This window comes from Arcobacter sp. (genome assembly GCF_050300555.1).
Taxonomy (GTDB): domain Bacteria; phylum Campylobacterota; class Campylobacteria; order Campylobacterales; family Arcobacteraceae; genus Arcobacter.
Genome location: NZ_JBNKXY010000018.1, coordinates 23285 through 43575 on the forward strand (window position 1 = coordinate 23285; position 20291 = coordinate 43575).

Consider the following 20291-nt stretch of genomic DNA (forward strand, 5'->3'; position numbering starts at 1 on the left):
ATGGAAAAAATGAAAAATAGTATAACATCTATTGCAATTGGTGGCTTTGATGGTATGCATATTGCCCATCAATCTTTATTTACAAATCTAACTAAAAATGGTGCCATAATAGTTATTGAATCAGGTTACGTAAACATGACACCAAAAAAAGAAAGAGAAGAATATACAAATTTTCCAATTTTTTATTATGAGTTAGAAGATATAAAACACTTAGATGGTAAAGAGTTCATAAACCAACTAAAAAAAGAGTTTCCAAAGCTAAAAAAAATAGTTGTTGGATTTGATTTTTGTTTTGGCAAAAATAGAACTTATTGTGTGGATAAATTAAAATCAATCTTTGATGGAGATGTAGTTGTTATAAATGAAATCAGTGTAAATGATATCCCTGTACACTCAAGGGTTATTAGAGAGTACATCAAAACTGGTGATTTTAAAACTGTAAATACCCTACTTGGAAGAAAATATAAAATAAAAGGGCTACAAATTCGTGGTCAAGGTTTAGGTAAAAAAGAGTTTGTACCTACAATAAATCTTAAAGTAACTGAATATATTCTACCTAAAGAAGGAGTTTATATCACCAAAACAATAGTAGATGGAGAAAGTTACCCTTCAATAACCTTTATAGGACATAGAGTAACTACAGATGGTAGTTTTGCCATAGAAACCCACATAATAAATAATGAAATCCAAGTACATGAAAAAGATGTAAGCATAAAGTTTTATGAAAAGACAAGAGATAATAAAAAATTTGATTCCTTTGAAGATTTAAAAAATCAAATTTTAAATGATATAAATGATTGTAAAAACTATTTTAAGATTTAAAAATATAAACATGTAAACTTATCAAATGAATAAGTTTACATATTAAGTTTTTTAGAACTTTTTACCATTATTTAATAAGAATCCATATGAATGCCCATATGGATTTGGGGCACTAGAAACTGTAGTATCAGAGCTGTAAGAACCTACAAGACACTCAACACCTGACTTTGAATATGAAGTTGTAACAGTCCCACTACCATGAGTAAATGTATCAAAATATCCAAATGAAATAGTTACAAAAGTACTTTGATGAGGAATTAAATGCAAAGAAATTTCACCATTTGAATCAGTTGTGTAATCTGATGAAATTTGTTTATTTGAAAGTAAAGAACCATCTGCTTTCCAAAGTTTAATGATCACATCAACATCATCTACATTACATGCATTTGTTAAAGAAATACCTGTTCTCCATACTGAAGAAGGATTAACTAACCACTGATGAATATTCTCAGTAGCACCAAAAGACGCTGTCGCAAAAAAAACCGACAAAATTAAAATTAACAATTTTTTCATATTTTCTCCTGATTTTATTTAATTGTTTCATGTGAATTGTATAATAATTATCTTAATATTTATTAATTATTTAATAAACAAAATATAATACATAAAAAGAATAATTTATAAGACTTTACATATATTAAAACTTTACTAAAAGTAAATGATTATTAATAATCATTTTGATAGAATATCTATATGGTAGATAAAGTATTTAATAAATCAATTAAAAAACAATTTGAATTTGACGAAGAGGTAGCATCTGTATTTGATGACATGCTAAATCGCTCAGTTCCATATTATAAAGAGATGCAAAGATTAACAATAAATTTTGCACTAAATTTTTTAGAAGATGATTATAAGGTTTATGATTTAGGTTGTTCAACGGCTTCAACATTAATAGAACTAAGTAAACATTGTGACAAAAAACTAAACTTGATTGGAATTGATAATTCTCAAGCTATGTTAAATAGAGCTTCTAATAAAGCTAAGGCTTTTGGTGTTGATATTGATTTTATTTGTGGCGATATTCATGATGTGGATTTATTGGATGCAAACTTAATTATATCTAACTATACACTTCAATTTATACGCCCTTTACAAAGGGAGAAACTCATAAAAAAAATATATGACTCTTTAAATAAAAAGGGAATATTTATTTTCAGTGAAAAAGTAATCTCTTCAAATAAAGTTTTAAATAAACAATGTATCGATGAATATTATGAGTTCAAAAAAACTCAAGGATATTCAGAGTTTGAAATCTCTCAAAAAAGAGAAGCTTTAGAAAATGTTTTAATACCATATACTGAAGAAGAAAATAAAAAAATGATTGAAGATGCAGGATTTAGCCACTGTGAAACACTTTTCAAATGGGTAAATTTTGCAACATTTATAGCAATAAAAGATTAAGGAATTATATTATGTTAAAAGTAGGAACAATTGCTCCAGATTTTTGTGCTCCAAATCAAGATGATGTGGAAATATGTCTTAGAGATATAAAAGGTAACTGGATAGTTTTATATTTTTATCCAAAAGATGATACTCCAGGATGTACTACAGAAGCTTGTGATTTTACAGCTTCAATGCCAGAATTTGATGACTTAGATGCTACTATTCTAGGGGTAAGTCCAGATACAACTGCAAAACATAGAAAATTTATAGAGAAATATGATTTAAGTATTACATTACTTGCAGATACTGAAAGAAAAATGTGTGAAGATTATGGCGTTTGGCAACTTAAAAAATTTATGGGTAGAGAATCTATGGGCGTTGTTAGAAGTACATTTATAATCAATCCACAAGGTGAAATAGCTGCTATGTGGGAAAAAGTAAGTGTAAGAAAAAAGAAAAAAGTAAAGGGTGAAACTGTTGAAGTTCTTCACATAGACGAAGTAAAAGAAAAACTAAAAGAGTTACAAGCTTAATAAGGAAAAAGAATGATAAAAAATAGATTATTACTACTTGGAGCAACTCTTTTAGTTGCAAATACTTTAAGTGCAAAAACAACAATTTGTTATAAAAAATCTTGGGAAACTCCTTCAAGCATTGAAACAGTAAAACTTGATGGTGGTGAGTGTAAGGGTGAAAAATCTTTAAAAGAGATGAGAAGAGCTGGTTGGTATATTAAAGATATCGAAATAAAATCAGCTGATAAAGGCTTAGATTATAACTATATTTTAAGTGATATAAATCCAACTGCTATTAGTAAAGAGTTAACTTCTACAAATGATATTACAAAAGATGTTGATATGCAGGTTCAAACCAGTTTGGTTTCAAATGTAACTAAAGAAAAAGCGACAATAAATATTGGAAATCTAAAAGTTGGACAAAGTGGTATCATTCAACATAAATATAAAGATGGTAATACTATTATTATCTCAAGTGCTTATGTGGAAAGTTCAAATGAAAACTCTTCTGTAATAAAATTTATTCCATTTTTCGATTTAAAACAAAATGCAATACCTACATCAAATAGAGTTGTAGAAAATGATGATCAATTTATTTTAAATTATATGTATGACCAAAGTTTGTTAATTACACCAAATATTGATTCATTTAGAGCTGCTAGAAAAAAATTTACTCAAAATAACTTCGTACACTCTGATATTTTTGCTGCATATTTAAAAAGTGAATATAGACCTCTTCCAACACAAAAAATGATTCAAGAGTTTGCTCTTTCACAAAATATGGGAACTATTTTTATAGTACTAAAATCAGATATTTATATTTTAGATAGTAGAACTTTTACTGTTTTAAATAAACAAAAAATTGCAAATATCTCAAGTACTACACAAATGCCATTTTATACAAGAATTGAAAATATTGAATCAAGTATTTTTACTGCTGATATTTGGAGTTGGTTTGACTTTTCAGTTATTACAGACTTTTTAAATGATGATAGAACAGAAGAAGAGATTTTATATGGTGATTTAGCAAATAATAAAGGAAAAGGTAAAAAAATAGATTATAACAATTATTATTCAAATATTTTAGGACTAAATAATGATAAATAATAAGCATATAGAACATTTTATCTCTATAGTTGGAGAAGAAAATGTAAAAAGTGACAAAGCTCACCTTATTGCATACTGTTATGATGCTACAAAAGAGAGATTTGAGCCAGATGCCGTTGTATTTCCTCGACATGAACAAGATGTTTCTGATGTATTAAAATATTGTAATGAACATAAAATTGTAATTGTTCCAAGGGGTGCAGGAAGTGGCTTTACAGGAGGAGCTTTACCTTCTGAAGGTGGTATTATTTTAAGTTTAGAACGACATATGAATAAACTACTTGAAATAGATATGCAAAACTTGTTGGGTGTTGTACAACCAGGTCTTATAAACATGGAATTTCAAAAAGCAGTTGAAGAAGTAGGATTATTTTATCCACCAGATCCTGCAAGTGAACACTACTCTACTTTAGGTGGAAATGTAAGTGAAAATGCAGGTGGAATGAGAGCAGCAAAATACGGTATCACAAAAGATTATGTGGTAGCGCTTCGTGCAGTTTTACCAAATGGTGAAATAATAAGAGCTGGTAAAAAAACTATAAAAGACGTTGCAGGATATAACACTGCTGGTATTTTAATAGCAAGTGAAGGAACCCTAGCAATTATTACAGAAATCACACTAAAACTTATTCCAAAACCAAAATTCAAACAAACATACATGGGTGTTTTCCCTGATGTAAATAAAGCCATGAATGCTGTATTTAAATCACTTGCTGCTGGTGCAAATCCTGTTGCAATGGAATTTTTAGATGCTTTAGTTATAAAAGCTTTAAGACAAAAATTTCCACAAGTTAGTCTACCTGAAAATGCAGGTGGAATTTTAGTTGGTGATGTTGATGGAAGTAGTCAAGCAGAAGTTGATGAACAATTAAAAACACTAAAAGACTCTTTTGCACAATATGGTTCAACAGAATTTATAATTGCAAAAGATGATGAAGAAGCTGCCAAACTATGGTTTGCAAGACGAAACGCGTCTCCAGCAACTGCAATATATGGAACAAAAAAACTTAATGAAGATATTTCAGTTCCAAGAAGTAAATTACCAGAAGCACTTGAAGAAATATACAAAATCGGTGATAAATATGGATTCAATGTTCCTTGCTTTGGACATGCAGGTGATGGAAATATTCATGTTAATGTAATGGTTAAAGACAAAAATAACGAAAAAGAGATGAATGATGGACATAAAGCTATTGAAGAGATTTTCCAACTTGTAGTTGATATGGGTGGAACTTTAAGTGGTGAACATGGTATTGGTCTATCAAAAGCTCCTTTTATGGATATTGCATTTAACAAAGCTGAACTTGAACTATTTAAAAGTATCAAAAAAGCCTTTGATCCAAATAACATATTAAATCCACATAAGATGGGATTATAAAGTGAACTAATGGAAAAAAAAAGTAGTAAAAAACTATTTGCCAAAATAATAGATGCGCTTGATTCGTTTTTTAATGATGATACTACTTATTATGCAGCAAGTCTAAGTTTTTTTACTATTTTTTCTATTCTTCCAATTTTTGCTTTAATTATTGCAATAATATCAAACCTAGAACAATTCAATGATTATGTTGATTTGTTTATAAATTACATACTAAATCTAATCAATCCATCCCATTCACAAAACTTTGCCCAACAATTTAAAAACTTCATAGCAAACTCTGATAAGCTTGGAAATATTGGAATTATTTATATGCTTTTTGTATTTACTATGTTTTTTAAAGACTATGAATATATTGTAAATAAAATTCACCAAGCAAAAAGAAAATCTATTTATGCTTCTTTTTTCTTTTATCTTTTTTTTATCACCCTACTTCCAATAGTTTTTGCAATGTACATATTTATAACAACATTTTATAACAATACAATTTTTGATTTTATATTAACAACACTATTAGGATGGACAATATTTTTTGGCTTATTTAAACTCACTGTTAATACATACATTACAATTAAATCAGCACTAATATCATCATTTTTAACCCTAATAATACTTTCAATAACAAAAAACCTATTTATATACTATATTTTATATAATCAAACATATACAACCCTCTACGGCTCAATGGCAACACTTCTTTTTACTTTCCTATGGATTTATACATCATGGATTGTTTTCCTATACGGTGTAAAACTTTGTCATAATTTAAATATAAAAGAGTTAAATAATTTAAAATATTGATTAATCAGCTAAATTTTACGATTAAACAACATATTAATTATTTTATAATAACCACAATGATATAATTCATAAATTTTTTAAGGAGAAAGAAATGAAAAACGTTTTAAAAGTAGCAAGTGCTATTTTTCTAGGATTATTTATCTTAACAGGTTGTGGAGTAGCTACAGTTTATAATGTAAAAAATAATCCAGTAACTTCAGAGAAGAAACTTACAAAACAAGATATGTACAAAGCAATTTATGCTGCAGGTGCAACGTTAGGTTGGAAAATAACTAAAGTTAAAGATGGATTAGCACAAGGACAATTAAATCTTAGAAAACATATGGCATTAGTTGATATTTCATATAATGAAAAAGATTATTCAATTACTTATAATAATAGTCTAAATCTTAACTATGATAAAGAAAAAGGAACTATCCACAATAACTATAATGGATGGATTTTAAATCTACAAAAAGCTATTAACACTCAAATCCAATTACTTTCAATGTAATAAAGACAATAGTCTTTATTACATAAACATTGTTTTGTAATTTTAACTTAAAATAAAATGTCTTTAAGAACTATTTTTTTAGCAATATACTCATTTATTTCATTACTTATTGCTATTCCTTTAATACTATTATTTAAACAAAAAGCGCAACTATTAAGAAAATATTGGGCTTATAGTATGCTTAAAATTATTGGTGTTAAAATAACTGAAATTGGTAAATTTAATTCAAAATGTAATTTAATATTACTAAATCACAACTCAATGTTAGATGTAATTGTAATGGAATATATTCATCCAATTGAAATTTCATGGATTGCTAAAAAATCCTTATCAAAAATTCCAATCTTTGGTTATCTATTTAAACTTGTGGGATTAATATTTGTCGATAAAAATAATAAATTTTCAAAAAAATTACTAAAAAAATGTAAACTTTCATTAGAAAATAGTAAAATTTTAGGAATATTTCCAGAAGGTACAAGAGGAGACAACTCATCAATTAGTAAATTTTATAAGGGATCAAAAATAATTGCTGAAAAATTTGATCTTACAATACAACCTATAGTTCTTGTTAATACAAGAGAAAGACTAGATACCAAAAAATTTATTGTAACTCCAGGAAAGATTAAAATCATATATTTAGATACAATTGAAACAAAAGATACTGACTGGTTTATAAATCTAGAAAATGAAATGAAAGAAAAATATTTGGAATATTCTAAAAAAATTTAAAATTACTAAATTCTCAATTTTTTCCCAACTGATGACATTTTTATTTTATCAACTATTTTTAGATTAATAGAAAACTTAATATTTGATAATTTATTTTGCAATATTTTTTTTATATCTTTAGCTAAAAACTCTTTTTTACTCTGTATTGTTATATCAAGAATTTCATCTTTTAAACTATTTTTATTATTTGAATTCACAAATACAACTGCTTTTTCAATTCCATCTATTTCTTCTAAGATATTTTCTATTTGTATTGTAGAATATCTTTTTCCAGCTACTTTAAGTATTTGTGAACTTCTCCCTATAAGTTTAAATTTATTTCCTTCAAATTCCACATAATCAAAAGTTTGTATTTGATGGTTTGTTGTTTTAAACTCTTTTTCATAAATCAAGTTTGAGATAAATGGAGACTCTACTTTTAATTCATTGTTTTCATTTATTGAAGTAATTACTTTTTTTGTTATTGTCCAAAGAGTTTCATCGTTAAATTTATAAGCGATTCCGCCTGTTTCTGTTGAACCAAATATTTGCAAAATATTGGTAGAAAACTTATCATTGAACTCTTTTGCATCATCTGGAAATAACGGTCCAGTTGAACTTACAAATAATGATTTTGAAAGATTTTTTGATTCATTGATTCTATTTAATGCTTTAATATACAAAGGAGTAGTTACAACCAAAGAGTTATCATCTATCATTTCTAAAAGGTCATGGGGTAAAAAATGCTCTTTGAAGATTATATCAATTCCATTTACCAAAGGAAAAAACAACCCAAATAAAGAGCCGTAAAGATGGATAAAAGGAACAGTTACAATAACTCTTTTGATATTATATTTTTTTAAAAGTGAAGAGATAACTTCTATCTCTTCTAAGATATTTTCTTTAGTTTTTAAAGCTCCACTTGGAAATCCTGTACTTCCTGAACTAAAATACAAAAACATAAAATCTTTATCATAAAAAATATTTTCATTATTACTTTTTTCTGCAAACTCTTTGATATTTAACTCTTTTAAAAAATCATAAAGTGCTTTATTTGTACCATCAAACAAAATTGATTTGGCACCTGAAAAATATGATTTGAGCATATTCAAAATATTTTCTTCTTTTTTAGAGGAAGAGATATAAGATACTTTATTTAAATACTCTTTTTCATAAAATAGTTCTTTTTTTATTTCATATTCATTTATTGAACCATTGTCATTAAATACTTTTAGAGTCATAAAAAGGCCTTTTTAAAATTATTATTAAAATTGCAATTGCAAATATCCCAATAGTTGCAATAATACCTATTGAAAAAAGAGCATTTATTTTAGAAAAAATCAATACACCAAATCCAGCAAATGTAGATAATAAAGAGTAAAGTATAGCTTTGTACGTGGCATTATTTAAATCCTTTGAACCCAAATAAATACCAAAATCTATACTAATTGAAATAATAACAAAAAGCATAAAAAAATGTAAAATGTTAAAAGTTAAAAAATAAGCTAACGCTACTATTAAAGATATTGGAAATATTAAATATGCAAAAGAGATAAGAAAGTTGTCTTTTGTTGATAAAAACACCATTGTCAAAATAAAAACAACTGTTATAGTACCAAAAATAAATAAATCATCATAGATAGAAATTAAATTTTCTTCAAACATTTTTTTTATACTTATATTCTCTACAAAATCATACTTACTAAACTCTGCCAATTTATCTTTTGGTAAACTTGCATAAGTTAAAAAATAATCCTTAAACTTTAAAATTTCTATATCAAAATTTCTAATTGTCTCTTGGGTATAAAGTGGTTTATTATTTTTTAAAATATAAGCATCAGCAAAATAATTAGCTTTGAAACCAAACTTGATGGACTCTTTATCTAACTCATTTTTTATTTCTTTAAGATTAATGTTATCTAACAAAAGCTTTTTATCAGTAAAACTTTTTTCATCTACTAATACTGCAATAGGAATATAAGAATTTGGATATTTGTTTTTTAATTCTCTTGCTGATTCAATTAGCTTATCAATAGATTTTGCTTTGATTAAAACAGGCATATTTTCTTGAAGATTTAATTTATTATTAAAATATTCTTCTTTTTGTTTTAGTTGAATATTATCCACATCAAGATTTTTTAGATTTAAATCAAAATGAAACTTATCTATTGAAAAAAGTACCAAAACAACTGCAATTGTTATCACATATATAGGTTTTACTTTTGAATAAAGTTTATAATTTTTTATACCCATATCATTTTGAGAAAATTTAATTTTTGGATATAAAAATGCAAATTGAACATAAGAAAAAAGAAGTGAAATTATAGAAAAATAACATAGCTGTTTGATTAAATCAAAGGAAACAAAAGACAAAATAGTAAATGCTCCAACTGTAGTAAACATTCCTAAAAACACATCTTTATTAAAACTTTTTTCCTTTTCATAATACTCATGTACATAATGATGAAACATATAATCAATAGCAACAGTAGAAATTGATATACCAAAAACAATAACAAAAATTGACAACTTATCAAAAAGAAAAGAAGAAATAAATAATGCCAATAAAATAGATGAAATCAAGGTAATTAAAGTATTAATAAGTAGTTTCAAGTTTTTTAAAATGACCAAATATAATAAAAGTAATATTATCGTTGAAAAGAAAATTATATTATTTACATCATCTTTTATAATTCTTGAATTTTCAACAAAATAAAAAATAGAGGAAAATACTTTTACACCTTTTTCAGTTGATACAACTTTTTGGATTTCATCATAAATATTTTCATATTTAGAAATCGAATTTATAGAACTATCCAAATTAAAAATTGAAATATATGCCGTATTTTTTATGATTAGATGATTATTTTTTAAAGATAAAGTTTTCAAAGAATTATTCTCTTTAAAAATATCTAAGGGATCATTTTTATCAATAAAAAATGAAAAAGTTGAGTTGATTAAATGAGCTTTTATCTCTTCTAATTTTTTAGTTATATTTAGCTTATCTAAAGCATTTTTATCAATATCTTCTATAAAAAACTTATAGTCGTTTTTATATTTTTCTAACTTTTTATTTGAATAAGAGTTTTCAAGGTGTAAGCCATCAATTTTTTTAAACTTTTCTTCAAGTTTTTTGATTTTGATTAAAGAGTTTTCATCCAAACCTTCAACACTAAGAAATATCTTTTTACTCTTTTCAAATTGATTAAATTTATTAAGCAATTCTTTTTTATCACTATTTGGCAATATAGTTTGAAGTTCTGTTGATATACTATTAAAGGAGTTAAAAGATATTGTTAAAAAAAGCAATACCACAAATAGTAAAGCATTGATGTAGTTACTAATTTTCAACAATTTTTATCCAATCATCATTGGTAAAATATATTTTTAAAAACAACAATTTCATATCTAGTTTTTCATACTCTATTTTATTTATTACATTTGCAATATATTCATTTGGAGTTAAAATAACTTTAGAAGCATCCTTTGTAACGCTAAAATACTCTTCTAAATTTTCTAATTTGTTTTTATAAATACTATCTATAATTTTTGAAAAAAGTGTTAGCTCTAAATTTTCTTCGTAGTTTAAGAATGTTTTTTTATTGCCATTATTTTCGATAATATTTTCTTTTGTGAAAACAAATGATTTATTATCTTTAGGATATTTAACTTCCAACACGTCATTATTTATTTTTAAAATACCATATCTAAACACACTTGTATCTAAAGCACTTATGTATTTCTCTTCTTTAAATTTTATTGGATTTGAAAACAAAAACATAGTAGAAATAAAAAACAAAAACAAAACTTTATACATGTACTTTAGCCTCAAAATAAACTTTTTTATGAATAAACTGCATAATTCCAGCAACTATAAACAAAAAATACCAACCAATAGATGAATAAAAAGTCCAATACAACATATCTTTACTATAAAGTACAAATGAATGAATCAAAACATTACTCAAAGAAACCACAAACCAAAAAAGCGTTGATTTATGTATATAAATTTTTTCTTCTTCCTCAATTTTTTTATTAAATTTTTCCAAAAAAATAAATATAAATGAGTTTTTATGAATATAGCTATATAAAATATAAATTGAAATTAATCCTGAAATTAACAATGGCAAAATCTTTAAAAATAAAAAATTATCTAAAAAATATGCCAAAATAGAAACAAACAAATAAAAAAGAGGGAAAATATACTCTTTTATACTCTTTTTTATACTAAAAACTAGCCAAATAAAAGAAAAAATAAATATTATCAAAGAAACTGTTTTTAATTCAAAATTTCTTAATGAATAAAAAACAGCAGGAGCATAAAATAAAGATATGAGTAAATTCATAAGCTTTATCTTACCATTGCTCCACTAATATTTAGCACTTCTCCACTTACATAAGTAGCATCAACACCTATAAAATAAGCACATTTTGCTACCTCTTCTGCTTTACCAAATCTTTTAAGTGGTATAACCTTTTTTAGCTCTTTTACATTTGGTATATTTTCAATCATTTCTGATTCTATTATTCCTGGAGCTAAAGCATTTACTCTAATATTATATCTTCCAAGTTCTATTGATAAAGTTTTAGTAAAAGCGATAACTCCACCTTTACTGGCACTATAATTCGCTTGTCCAGAATTACCACTTATTCCTGAAATTGATGCCACATTTACAATACTACCATGCTTATTCATCATCATATTTTTAGAAACAACTTTAGTAACATAAAATAACCCATTTAGATTTGTAGTAATTACATCTTCCCATTCACTATCATCCATAAAGAAGAATAGATTATCTTTTATAATTCCAGCATTGTTTACTAAAACTTCAACATCAAGATTTTCTAAAGCTTCTCGAATAGAATTTTTATCTTGCATATTAAAAGAAATTAATTCTCCATTTTGATTTATATCAGCTAATATTTTTTCAGCTTTTTCTTTATTACTATTGTAATGAATATACACAAAATAACCATTTTGAGCAAACTCTTTTACAATAGCTTCACCAATACTTCCAGTAGCACCTGTAACTAATACTTTTTTATTCAATTTAGCCTCTTATTTCAATACTTCTAATATTTCTCTTGTGGCACTCATAACTCTAAAGATTTTATTTTCAAGTTCATAAATTTTTGTACCATTAATCTTAGGATATTTCGTAGAATAAACAATTTTTGCAGTTGATAAAGTTTTTAAATCCAACACTTCACCTTTAGCAATCTTCTTTTGCCATCCTGGAGGAAGTGGTTTACCTTTTTGAACTTTTTTTTGAAGTCCAGAAGGAATATTTTTTTGAGGTTTATCTGCAAAACAATTTACTCCTAACAAAACAGTTAAAGTAATTACTAATATCTTAATATTCATTTTTTCTCCTTAAAAAATAATTAATATTATAGCCATATTATATGAACTTTTTATTAATTAATAATTTTTTAACAACCTTTATATCATTATCCATTCTTCTATCTTCGTAAAGTGGTTTAACTATATTTCTTATCTCATCATGGATATTTTTTAGATGTGGAGAAACTTCATTCTCACCTCTAATATCAACAGCTTGAGCCATACCAATAAAAGCAATTGAAAGCATATTATATAAATCAGGAATCATTTTTGCAAAATCATTTGCAGCTGTTGTTCCCATAGAGACTTTATCTTGATTTAGTGATTCTGTTGGTCTTGAGTGAATTGAAGCAGCTGTTGTGTTTTTTATAACATCTGCACTTAGTGAACTAAGACTAATTTGCATAGCCTTAAAGCCATGATAAAATGGTTCATGTGAAAGTTTTAGATTTTCTCCTAAACCTCTATTAAATTTATGATCAACTAAAAGAGCAAACTCTTTATCAAGTAAATCCGCAAGATTTGCAGCACAGATTTTTAAGGTATCCATAGCATGAGCTACATACCCACCATAAAAATTACCAGATGTGTAGATTTTTTTGTTTTCACCATCAATCAATGGATTATCATTTACAGAATTTATCTCTGTTTCAACCCAATTCTTAGAAATAATCAAATTGTCTCTAATTACACCTAAAACCTGTGGTGCACACCTCATAGAGTAAGTATCTTGTATGTTTAAATCATTGTCAGCAAAAAACTTATCATATCTATCATCTCTACCATGAGTTAATTTTGAACCTTGTATTTTATTTTTTATATTTTTGGCAGTTTCTATTTGCCCACTAAAAGGCTTTGATTCATGCACAAAATCACTAACAGGAGTGTCATCACCCAAAAGAACTTCAAACATTCCTGCAACATATGATTCCATAGAATTTAATATTATTTCAAACTCTTCAATTGCAGCTAATGCAATAGCACTCATAATAGTTGTACCATTCATTATTGCTAATGCTTCTTTTGGCTTAAATTCATAAGGAGTAATATTTAATTCATCATAAACTTCCATTACATCTTTAATTTCACCTTTATAATAAACTTCTCTCTCTCCTGCTATTACTGCTGCTATATATGATAAAGGAGTTAAATCACCACTTGCGCCTACTGAACCTTGAGAAGGAATAACTGGAATAATATCTTCTTTAATTAAAAGTTCCAATCTTTTTAGAAGGTCAACACTAACACCCGATCTTGCTTTACTTAAAGAAATTGTTCTCATAATTACAGCATATCTACAAACTTTGTGAGATAAATTTACTCCAATACCACAACCGTGAAATCTAAAAAGATTTTTTTGCAAAGTTTTACTATCTTCATATGTTACATAGTTTTTACCACTTGCACCATATCCTGTAGTGATTCCATAAATTGGTTTTCCATCTTTTATCTCATTCATTAAGAAATCATGTGTATGATTTATATAATCAAGAAACTCTTTATTATTTGAAATTTCAATATTAGAAGCTTTTGTAATTTCATCTAATGTTATATACCTTTTATCAATTTGTAACTGCATTTATTCTCCCCAAAAATTATAAAAATTAAACCATTGATTTGGATATTTCAATAAAATATCTTCAAACAATTTAACATACTCTTTTATAGCAATATCAATTGCCTCTTTCTCTTTTAAATTAAAATTTAACTCTATGTTAAAATATTTTACCTCATAGGTCTGTTTTGCAATATTTGAAACAAAAAATATCACTATTGGTTTTTTTAATTTATAAGCAATTTGAAATGGATTTTTATTAAAACCTGCATATTTATCAAAAAACTTTACTTTTTCATTATATTTCTTTTCATTTGATCTATCACCCATCATGGCAACAATTTCATCAGATAAAAGAGCATTTGCAATTTTAATAGAGGAAGAAACTCCTCCTTCATTTAAATCAATTATATTAACTTTATAGTTCTTGTTTTCTATAGAATTTTCAATATTTTTAATACTATTTAACAAAACTTCTTTCATCACAATATTTATTTTATTTTTTATATGTGGAGTATTTGATGCTGTTGCCCAACCTCCATAATGAGATAAAAGTAATATTTTTCCAGAATTTAAAATATCAGTTAATTCTTCTTTATCATCATATATATATTTATAATCACTAGGTGAAACTTTAGAAATGAATCTATCCACCATACATATAGCAAACATTCTTAAATGTTCAAAATAAATCAAATTAGTAAATTTTAGACCTAATGTTTCATAATAAATTTTTAATGATTCTTTAACATTTGACGCAAATATAAAATAAAAAAAAGTAACAGGGTACATAAGATAGTATATAAAGTTATAACCAAATATTTTATACATATTAAATACTAACTGAATACTCCATCCACTACCTCTTTGTTTTGTTTGCATATTATTTTTGTAACGTTATAAATTTAAATAGTGATTTTGACCATTTTTTTGGTAATATTTGGACATGTACCCAAACGATTGCCATAGTATCCCAAAATTTTCTAAAATGGCTTACTCTTTCCCAAGCATTTGGATAATAACACTCTATTATTACTTCTTTAATAACTTTACCTGCATCAGCATGTCTTACTATAACTTCCATCTCCCAATCAAATCTGTTAGTCTTAATAGCTAAGCATAAGATTGAAATAGGATATATTCTAAAACCTGATAATGAATCAGTTATTTTGTAACCAGTATCCCAACAAGCCCAAAAATTACTAAACCATCTTCCAAATTTAGAACCATTTGGTACATTGGAAATATCAAAATTTCTTGCACCAATTATTATTTCATCTCCTTGACAAGAATTAATTAAATACTTTACTTGACTCGCTAAATGTTGTCCATCTCCATCCATACTAACTACGTGTGTAAAGCCCAATTCTTTAGCTTTTTTTACACCAGTTGTTATAGCTGAACCTTTTCCTTGATTAGTATTGTGTCTTAATATTGTTAGTTTAGAATTTTTATTTAAGATATTTTCAAGTGCATTAGAAGAACCATCATCTACAACTATAACTTCATAATTGTTTTTTAAAACATCATCTACAACAGCTTGTATTGTGTTAAAATTATTATATGTAGGAATAACTACTACAAATTTATTCATAAATTATCTCACTCATTTTTGTTGTCTCTTTTAATAAAACTATCTTTTTTTTTGAGATATTCAAATTTATGTCTATAATATCTTCAGGTTTAATAATATTTAAAAATTTAGCTTTTTTTATTTTATTTATTTTTAAATTAAATATTTCTTCACAAATATCTATTTGAATAAATCCTGGTAAAATTGGATTTGTAGGGAAGTGAGCTTTAAATATAGGATGTTTTGATGTCGAAAACATTATTTTACAATCAAAACCATCAAGTTGAACTATTTCATAAAGATTTGATAAAAAACCCATTAATTACTTTCTTTAAATTTAAGGAATTTTACACTGTTTTTACTAAATAGTAACTAAATAATTTTTTTATTTTTATAACTAACTATCTTGTAAGCAGTGAGATTATATAATTCCTTACATAATCACTACAAGGAAATAAAAAATATGTCGATTACAATTGAGGAATTTAAACAAACACTAATAGATGGTTTAAATTTAGAAGATATTTCAGTGGAAGATATAGAAAATGATTCACCACTTTTTGGAGAAGAAGGTTTAGGATTAGATTCTGTTGATTCAATTGAATTAGTTTTAATAATAGAAAAAAAATATGGTGTTAAAATTCAAAATACAGGAGACTACAACACAATTTTTGCTTCAGTAAATAATTTATTAAACTATATTAATGAAAACAAATAAAAAGGCCTATATAAATAATTTTGAATCAATTTCTTGTGCTGGAAATGATTCAGAAGAGTTATTTAAATCAATTTGTGAGAAAAAAGAGACAATTACTTTAGATAATTCTTTTATTAAAGAAAAAACAATAGCAATTGGCAAAATTAATAGTGTAGAATCTTTTACAGATTTGTTAATAAATAAATGTAAAAAAGTATTAGAAAAATCAAATTTAGATAGTTTTGAAAATACTTTATTAGTTATTGGCTCTTCTGTTGGAGGTATGAATAATACAGAAAAAATATTTTTTAAAGATAAAAATTACAAGAATATTAATCCTATTTATCACCCAGTAGATGCAATAGCAACTATTTTAAAAGAGAATTTTACTTTTTATGATGATATCTCATTTTCCACAGCTTGCACATCAAGTGCTAACGCTTTAGGTTATGCAAAAGAAGTTATTTCAAAAAATATTTATAATAATGTCTTAGTTGTTGGAATTGATTCTTTATCATATACTACAGTTTGTGGATTTTCTGCACTAAGTGTTTTATCTTCAAAACCTTGTACACCTTTTGATAAAAACAGGGAAGGTATGAATGTTTCTGAGGCAATAGCAATTTTACTTTTACAAGATGAAACAACTGCAAATAGCATTGAGTTATGTGGTGTTGGTTATAGTTCAGATGCCCATCATATGACACAACCACATCCCGAAGGCTTAGGTGCAAAAAGTGCAATGCAAACTGCCATAACTGATGCCAAAATATCTCCTTATGATATTGGATATATAAATGCTCATGGAACAGGTACACAAGCAAATGATTTGTCAGAATTAACTGCTATAAAATCTTTATTTGAAAATGACACTCCAAGCGTCTCTTCAACTAAATCAATTACAGGTCATACTCTAGGAGCAGCTGGAGCTTTAGAAGCTATTATTTCATGTATGATTTTACAAAAACAACTTGTACCACCTAATAAAGGCTTAGAAAATATAGAAATTGAAAATATTAACTATAGTTTTAAATTAGAGCAAAAAGAAGTTTCTTATGTTTTAAGTAACTCATTTGCATTTGGTGGTAATAATACTTCTTTAATATTTGGATTAGTAAAATGAAAATAAATTTAGAAATATTAGATGCTGCATACTTGTACGATGAAAAAACTATAACTCAACTAAATACAAAAGAATTAGTTCCTAAAATGGTTTTTAGAAGAAGACTTACACAAGCTTCAAAATTAGTAATTGAATTAATGCATAAAATAAATTTTTCAACTGGAAGAATTTTATATGGCACTGCATGGGGAGAATTAAAATCCACAGCAAATATTTTAAATGCTATTTTAAATAAAGATATGGTTTCACCGACTGATTTTCAAAACTCTGTTTATAATACAGCAGTTTCTTATTCATCAATTTTATCAAATAATAAAAATGAGATTTTAACTATATCTTCAGGTAACAATACTTCACTAAATCTACTGAAAGCTGGTGCTATAAAAGCATTAGATAAAGATGAAATATTATTAATTTGTACTGAAACTATCAATATTGAAAATATTGAGCAAACTAATAATTGCATTGATTATCTAGAAGTTGCTGTTGCACTAAAAGTAAAAATATCAGATGAAAAAGCAACAATTGATTTTAAAGAAATTGAAAATAAAGGTTTCCCAAAATCAGTAAATGAACTTTTAAGTATTGCAAAGCTTTATAACCAAAATAGTAAAAATATAGTTGAAATAAAATTATGATTAATTTGCCACATCAAAAACCTATTAAATTTGTAAAAAATATAATCAAACAAAAAGATAATAAAGCAATAATTTCTTGTAGCTTTCCATTTTTACCAACTCTTTCTATGATTTGTGAAGCCAGTGCACAAGCAACTATTGCATTTTCTCCTACAAAAGAAGATATTAAAATTGGATTTTTAATATCTTTAAAAAATATTGAACAACTACAAGAATTAACACAAAATGAGTATTTAATCGAACTTGAAAAATCATTTACTTTTGGTTCTATGACAGAATTTAGCTTTAAATTACTAAATGATAACCAACTATTTGCTCAAGGTGAGCTTACAATAGCTTTAGAAAATTAAAAAACAAAGGAATACTATAAATATGGGGAATTTTTTCCAAAATAATGATAATCTTAATGCACTAGAAGCCCAATATGAAGCTCAAAAAATTGCTTTTGCTCCAATAATCTTCCAAGTTGTAAGAACTATGAGAGACCTAAAAATACTAGAAATTTTATCAAAAAATAAAGATGGACTAACATTTAATGAATTATCAAAAATAAGTAATTTATCAATATATGCTATTCAACTACTATGCGAAACTGCATTAAGTGCAAATGTTATATCAATAAAAGATGAAAAAATATTTTTAACAAAAATTGGTTTTTTTATTAATAGTGATAAAATGACAAATATTAATATGAACTATAATCACCATGTTAATTATTTAGGATTATTTTATTTAGAAGAATCCATAAAAAATGAAAAAGCAGAAGGATTAAAAGTTTTTGGAGATTGGGAAACAATTTATCCTGCATTATCAACTTTACCAAAAAAAGCAAAAGAATCTTGGTTCGAATTTGATCATTTATATTCTGATTCTGGTTTTCCAAAAGCAATAGAAATACTAAAAAATCTAAATCCAAATTCAATCTTAGATATAGGTGGAAATACTGGTAAGTTTGCTTCATTATTTGCTAAAGAAAATCCAAATATATCAATCACAATAATGGATTTACCACAACAAATAAAACTTGCAAAACAAAATATTTATGAACAGAACTTAACAAATATTTCTACATATGAAGCTAATATATTATTAACAGATACAACTATTCCAAAAGGCTTTGATATTATTTGGATGAGTCAATTTTTAGATTGTTTTAAAGAAAAACAAATTATAGATATTTTAAAAAAGATTACTCAAACTATTGACAATAGTAGTGAAGTTTGTATAATGGAGCCTTTTTGGGATAGACAAAATAATGAAACAGCTGCATTTTGTGTAATTAATACATCACCATATTTTACTGCAATGGCAAATGGTTATAGTAAAATGTTTAAATTTACAGACTTTAAAAAACTTATAGAATTATCTGGTTTAGAAATCATAGAAATTATTGATAACATAGGATTATGCCAAACTTTACTTAGATGTAAAAAATCAAAATAAATTACGCCAATTCGAAAAATAAGTGGTGCTCACAGTAGGAGTTGAACCTACAACCTTTCCCTTACCATGGGACTGCTCTACCATTGGAGCTATGCGAGCTAGTTATAATGAATAAGTAATAGTGAAAAATGAATAATGATGAGATTCTGATACAAGCAGAATATTACATATTCAACTATAAATAATAATTATACTCAGATAATATATAAAAATGGGCTAAAAAAAAAGCTCAGTGCTAAAAAGACAGATGTCTAAATAGAACTAAGCTTAAATAAAAACTCAAGAGTTGGCGACGACTTACGTTTCCACAAGGGGACCCTGCAGTATTATCAGCGATGAAGTGCTTGACTTCCAGGTTCGGAATGGAGCTGGGTATTTCCACTTCTCTATAATCACCAACAAAGTTGAGTAATAAAAACGAAGTTTTTATTACAATGAATAACTAATAATGAATAATGTTTATTCACATTCGTTCTTATTACTCAACTTCTATCTTGAGATAGAAATTAATGTTAAAGTCTTTCACACAAGAATAAGTTCAAACAAACAGTAAATTATTCACTATTCATTATTACTTATTCATTATTAAGTATGTACTTAATAAGATAGTAAACCAAGAAATATATAAAATAAGCCAAACGATCTATTAGTACTGGTCAGCTAAATGAATTACTTCACTTACACATCCAGCCTATCAACCAGCTA

At 25.9% G+C, this 20291-nt stretch carries 24 protein-coding genes, 1 tRNA gene and 2 rRNA genes; 13 read left to right on the forward strand and 14 right to left on the reverse strand.

Annotation, left to right across the window (positions count from 1 at the left end; all coding sequences use genetic code 11):
• Window positions 1-822 carry a bifunctional riboflavin kinase/FAD synthetase gene (locus ACQY5W_RS11835; RefSeq protein WP_428025181.1) on the forward strand — a complete coding sequence of 274 codons (822 nt, stop codon included), beginning with the start codon at window positions 1-3 and terminating at the stop codon, window positions 820-822.
• A gap of 51 nt (window positions 823-873) precedes the next feature.
• Here the strand turns inward: ACQY5W_RS11835 and ACQY5W_RS11840 are convergent, their stop codons facing one another.
• Entirely contained in the window at window positions 874-1335 is a 462-nt protein-coding gene (locus ACQY5W_RS11840) for a hypothetical protein (RefSeq protein WP_428025182.1), read from the reverse strand.
• Window positions 1336-1515: 180 nt separating this feature from the next.
• On the opposite strand from ACQY5W_RS11840, the gene cmoA reads away from it, so the two are divergent.
• From cmoA to ACQY5W_RS11875, 7 genes are all read left to right on the forward strand, one after another.
• Window positions 1516-2226 (forward strand): carboxy-S-adenosyl-L-methionine synthase CmoA, encoded by a 711-nt coding sequence (gene cmoA / locus ACQY5W_RS11845; protein ID WP_428025183.1) that lies wholly within the window; start codon window positions 1516-1518, stop codon window positions 2224-2226.
• 11 nt (window positions 2227-2237) lie between these two features.
• Window positions 2238-2741 carry a thioredoxin-dependent thiol peroxidase gene (bcp, locus tag ACQY5W_RS11850; RefSeq protein ID WP_428025184.1) on the forward strand — a complete coding sequence of 168 codons (504 nt, stop codon included), beginning with the start codon at window positions 2238-2240 and terminating at the stop codon, window positions 2739-2741.
• 12 nt (window positions 2742-2753) lie between these two features.
• Entirely contained in the window at window positions 2754-3830 is a 1077-nt protein-coding gene (locus ACQY5W_RS11855) for a plasminogen-binding N-terminal domain-containing protein (protein WP_428025185.1), read from the forward strand.
• On the forward strand, window positions 3820-5208 hold the full coding sequence (locus ACQY5W_RS11860) for an FAD-binding oxidoreductase (protein ID WP_428025186.1): 1389 nt from the start codon (window positions 3820-3822) through the stop codon (window positions 5206-5208). The genes ACQY5W_RS11855 and ACQY5W_RS11860 overlap by 11 nt, the downstream gene beginning before the upstream one ends.
• Window positions 5209-5217: 9 nt before the next feature.
• Window positions 5218-6009, forward strand: a complete 792-nt coding sequence (locus ACQY5W_RS11865; protein ID WP_428025187.1) for a YihY/virulence factor BrkB family protein — start codon at window positions 5218-5220, stop codon at window positions 6007-6009.
• A 91-nt stretch (window positions 6010-6100) separates the two neighbouring features.
• Complete coding sequence (locus tag ACQY5W_RS11870) at window positions 6101-6502, forward strand: hypothetical protein (protein ID WP_428025188.1); 402 nt, start codon at window positions 6101-6103, stop codon at window positions 6500-6502.
• Window positions 6503-6679: 177 nt separating this feature from the next.
• Entirely contained in the window at window positions 6680-7231 is a 552-nt protein-coding gene (locus tag ACQY5W_RS11875; protein WP_428025189.1) for a lysophospholipid acyltransferase family protein, read from the forward strand.
• Between the two features lie 5 nt (window positions 7232-7236).
• Here ACQY5W_RS11875 and ACQY5W_RS11880 read toward each other — a convergent pair whose 3' ends face one another.
• Genes ACQY5W_RS11880 through ACQY5W_RS11925 form a run of 10 tightly spaced genes read right to left on the reverse strand, consistent with a single transcriptional unit; the run spans window position 7237 to window position 16004 of the window.
• A complete protein-coding gene (locus ACQY5W_RS11880) occupies window positions 7237-8451 on the reverse strand; it encodes an AMP-binding protein (protein ID WP_428025190.1) in 1215 nt (404 codons plus the stop codon).
• Window positions 8432-10564 (reverse strand): hypothetical protein, encoded by a 2133-nt coding sequence (locus ACQY5W_RS11885; protein ID WP_428025191.1) that lies wholly within the window; start codon window positions 10562-10564, stop codon window positions 8432-8434. The genes ACQY5W_RS11880 and ACQY5W_RS11885 overlap by 20 nt, the downstream gene beginning before the upstream one ends.
• Window positions 10551-11027, reverse strand: coding sequence for a hypothetical protein (locus tag ACQY5W_RS11890; RefSeq protein WP_428025192.1), 477 nt, complete (start codon window positions 11025-11027; stop codon window positions 10551-10553). The genes ACQY5W_RS11885 and ACQY5W_RS11890 overlap by 14 nt, the downstream gene beginning before the upstream one ends.
• The gene (locus ACQY5W_RS11895; RefSeq protein WP_428025193.1) at window positions 11020-11556 is read right to left on the reverse strand and encodes a hypothetical protein; all 537 of its coding nucleotides are present in this window, start codon (window positions 11554-11556) and stop codon (window positions 11020-11022) included. Before ACQY5W_RS11895 ends, ACQY5W_RS11890 begins: the two co-directional genes overlap by 8 nt.
• 5 nt (window positions 11557-11561) lie before the next feature.
• Entirely contained in the window at window positions 11562-12263 is a 702-nt protein-coding gene (locus ACQY5W_RS11900; RefSeq protein WP_428025194.1) for an SDR family NAD(P)-dependent oxidoreductase, read from the reverse strand.
• Between the two features lie 9 nt (window positions 12264-12272).
• The gene (locus ACQY5W_RS11905) at window positions 12273-12578 is read right to left on the reverse strand and encodes a hypothetical protein (RefSeq protein ID WP_428025195.1); all 306 of its coding nucleotides are present in this window, start codon (window positions 12576-12578) and stop codon (window positions 12273-12275) included.
• A gap of 37 nt (window positions 12579-12615) precedes the next feature.
• Window positions 12616-14136 carry an HAL/PAL/TAL family ammonia-lyase gene (locus tag ACQY5W_RS11910; protein ID WP_428025196.1) on the reverse strand — a complete coding sequence of 507 codons (1521 nt, stop codon included), beginning with the start codon at window positions 14134-14136 and terminating at the stop codon, window positions 12616-12618.
• Entirely contained in the window at window positions 14137-14943 is an 807-nt protein-coding gene (locus tag ACQY5W_RS11915) for a lysophospholipid acyltransferase family protein (protein WP_428025197.1), read from the reverse strand. It abuts the gene before it with no gap.
• Window positions 14944-14995: 52 nt separating this feature from the next.
• On the reverse strand, window positions 14996-15706 hold the full coding sequence (locus tag ACQY5W_RS11920; RefSeq protein WP_428025198.1) for a glycosyltransferase family 2 protein: 711 nt from the start codon (window positions 15704-15706) through the stop codon (window positions 14996-14998).
• The gene (locus tag ACQY5W_RS11925) at window positions 15699-16004 is read right to left on the reverse strand and encodes a 3-hydroxyacyl-ACP dehydratase (protein ID WP_428025199.1); all 306 of its coding nucleotides are present in this window, start codon (window positions 16002-16004) and stop codon (window positions 15699-15701) included. The genes ACQY5W_RS11920 and ACQY5W_RS11925 overlap by 8 nt, the downstream gene beginning before the upstream one ends.
• A 144-nt stretch (window positions 16005-16148) precedes the next feature.
• Between ACQY5W_RS11925 and ACQY5W_RS11930 the strand changes: the two genes are divergently transcribed.
• Genes ACQY5W_RS11930 through ACQY5W_RS11950 form a run of 5 tightly spaced genes read left to right on the forward strand, consistent with a single transcriptional unit; the run spans window position 16149 to window position 19586 of the window.
• Complete coding sequence (locus ACQY5W_RS11930) at window positions 16149-16403, forward strand: phosphopantetheine-binding protein (RefSeq protein WP_428025200.1); 255 nt, start codon at window positions 16149-16151, stop codon at window positions 16401-16403.
• Entirely contained in the window at window positions 16390-17505 is a 1116-nt protein-coding gene (locus ACQY5W_RS11935; protein ID WP_428025201.1) for a beta-ketoacyl-[acyl-carrier-protein] synthase family protein, read from the forward strand. Before ACQY5W_RS11930 ends, ACQY5W_RS11935 begins: the two co-directional genes overlap by 14 nt.
• A complete protein-coding gene (locus ACQY5W_RS11940; RefSeq protein WP_428025202.1) occupies window positions 17502-18143 on the forward strand; it encodes a beta-ketoacyl synthase chain length factor in 642 nt (213 codons plus the stop codon). The genes ACQY5W_RS11935 and ACQY5W_RS11940 overlap by 4 nt, the downstream gene beginning before the upstream one ends.
• A complete protein-coding gene (locus ACQY5W_RS11945) occupies window positions 18140-18493 on the forward strand; it encodes a hypothetical protein (RefSeq protein ID WP_428025203.1) in 354 nt (117 codons plus the stop codon). Before ACQY5W_RS11940 ends, ACQY5W_RS11945 begins: the two co-directional genes overlap by 4 nt.
• A 22-nt stretch (window positions 18494-18515) precedes the next feature.
• A complete protein-coding gene (locus ACQY5W_RS11950) occupies window positions 18516-19586 on the forward strand; it encodes a class I SAM-dependent methyltransferase (protein WP_428025204.1) in 1071 nt (356 codons plus the stop codon).
• Between the two features lie 23 nt (window positions 19587-19609).
• Here ACQY5W_RS11950 and ACQY5W_RS11955 read toward each other — a convergent pair.
• The 3 genes from ACQY5W_RS11955 to ACQY5W_RS11965 form a co-directional block, all read right to left on the reverse strand.
• Window positions 19610-19685, reverse strand: a tRNA-Thr gene (locus tag ACQY5W_RS11955).
• A 185-nt stretch (window positions 19686-19870) separates the two neighbouring features.
• Window positions 19871-19986, reverse strand: a 5S ribosomal RNA gene (gene rrf, locus ACQY5W_RS11960).
• Between the two features lie 225 nt (window positions 19987-20211).
• A 23S ribosomal RNA gene (locus ACQY5W_RS11965) occupies window positions 20212-20291 on the reverse strand; the annotation flags it as partial.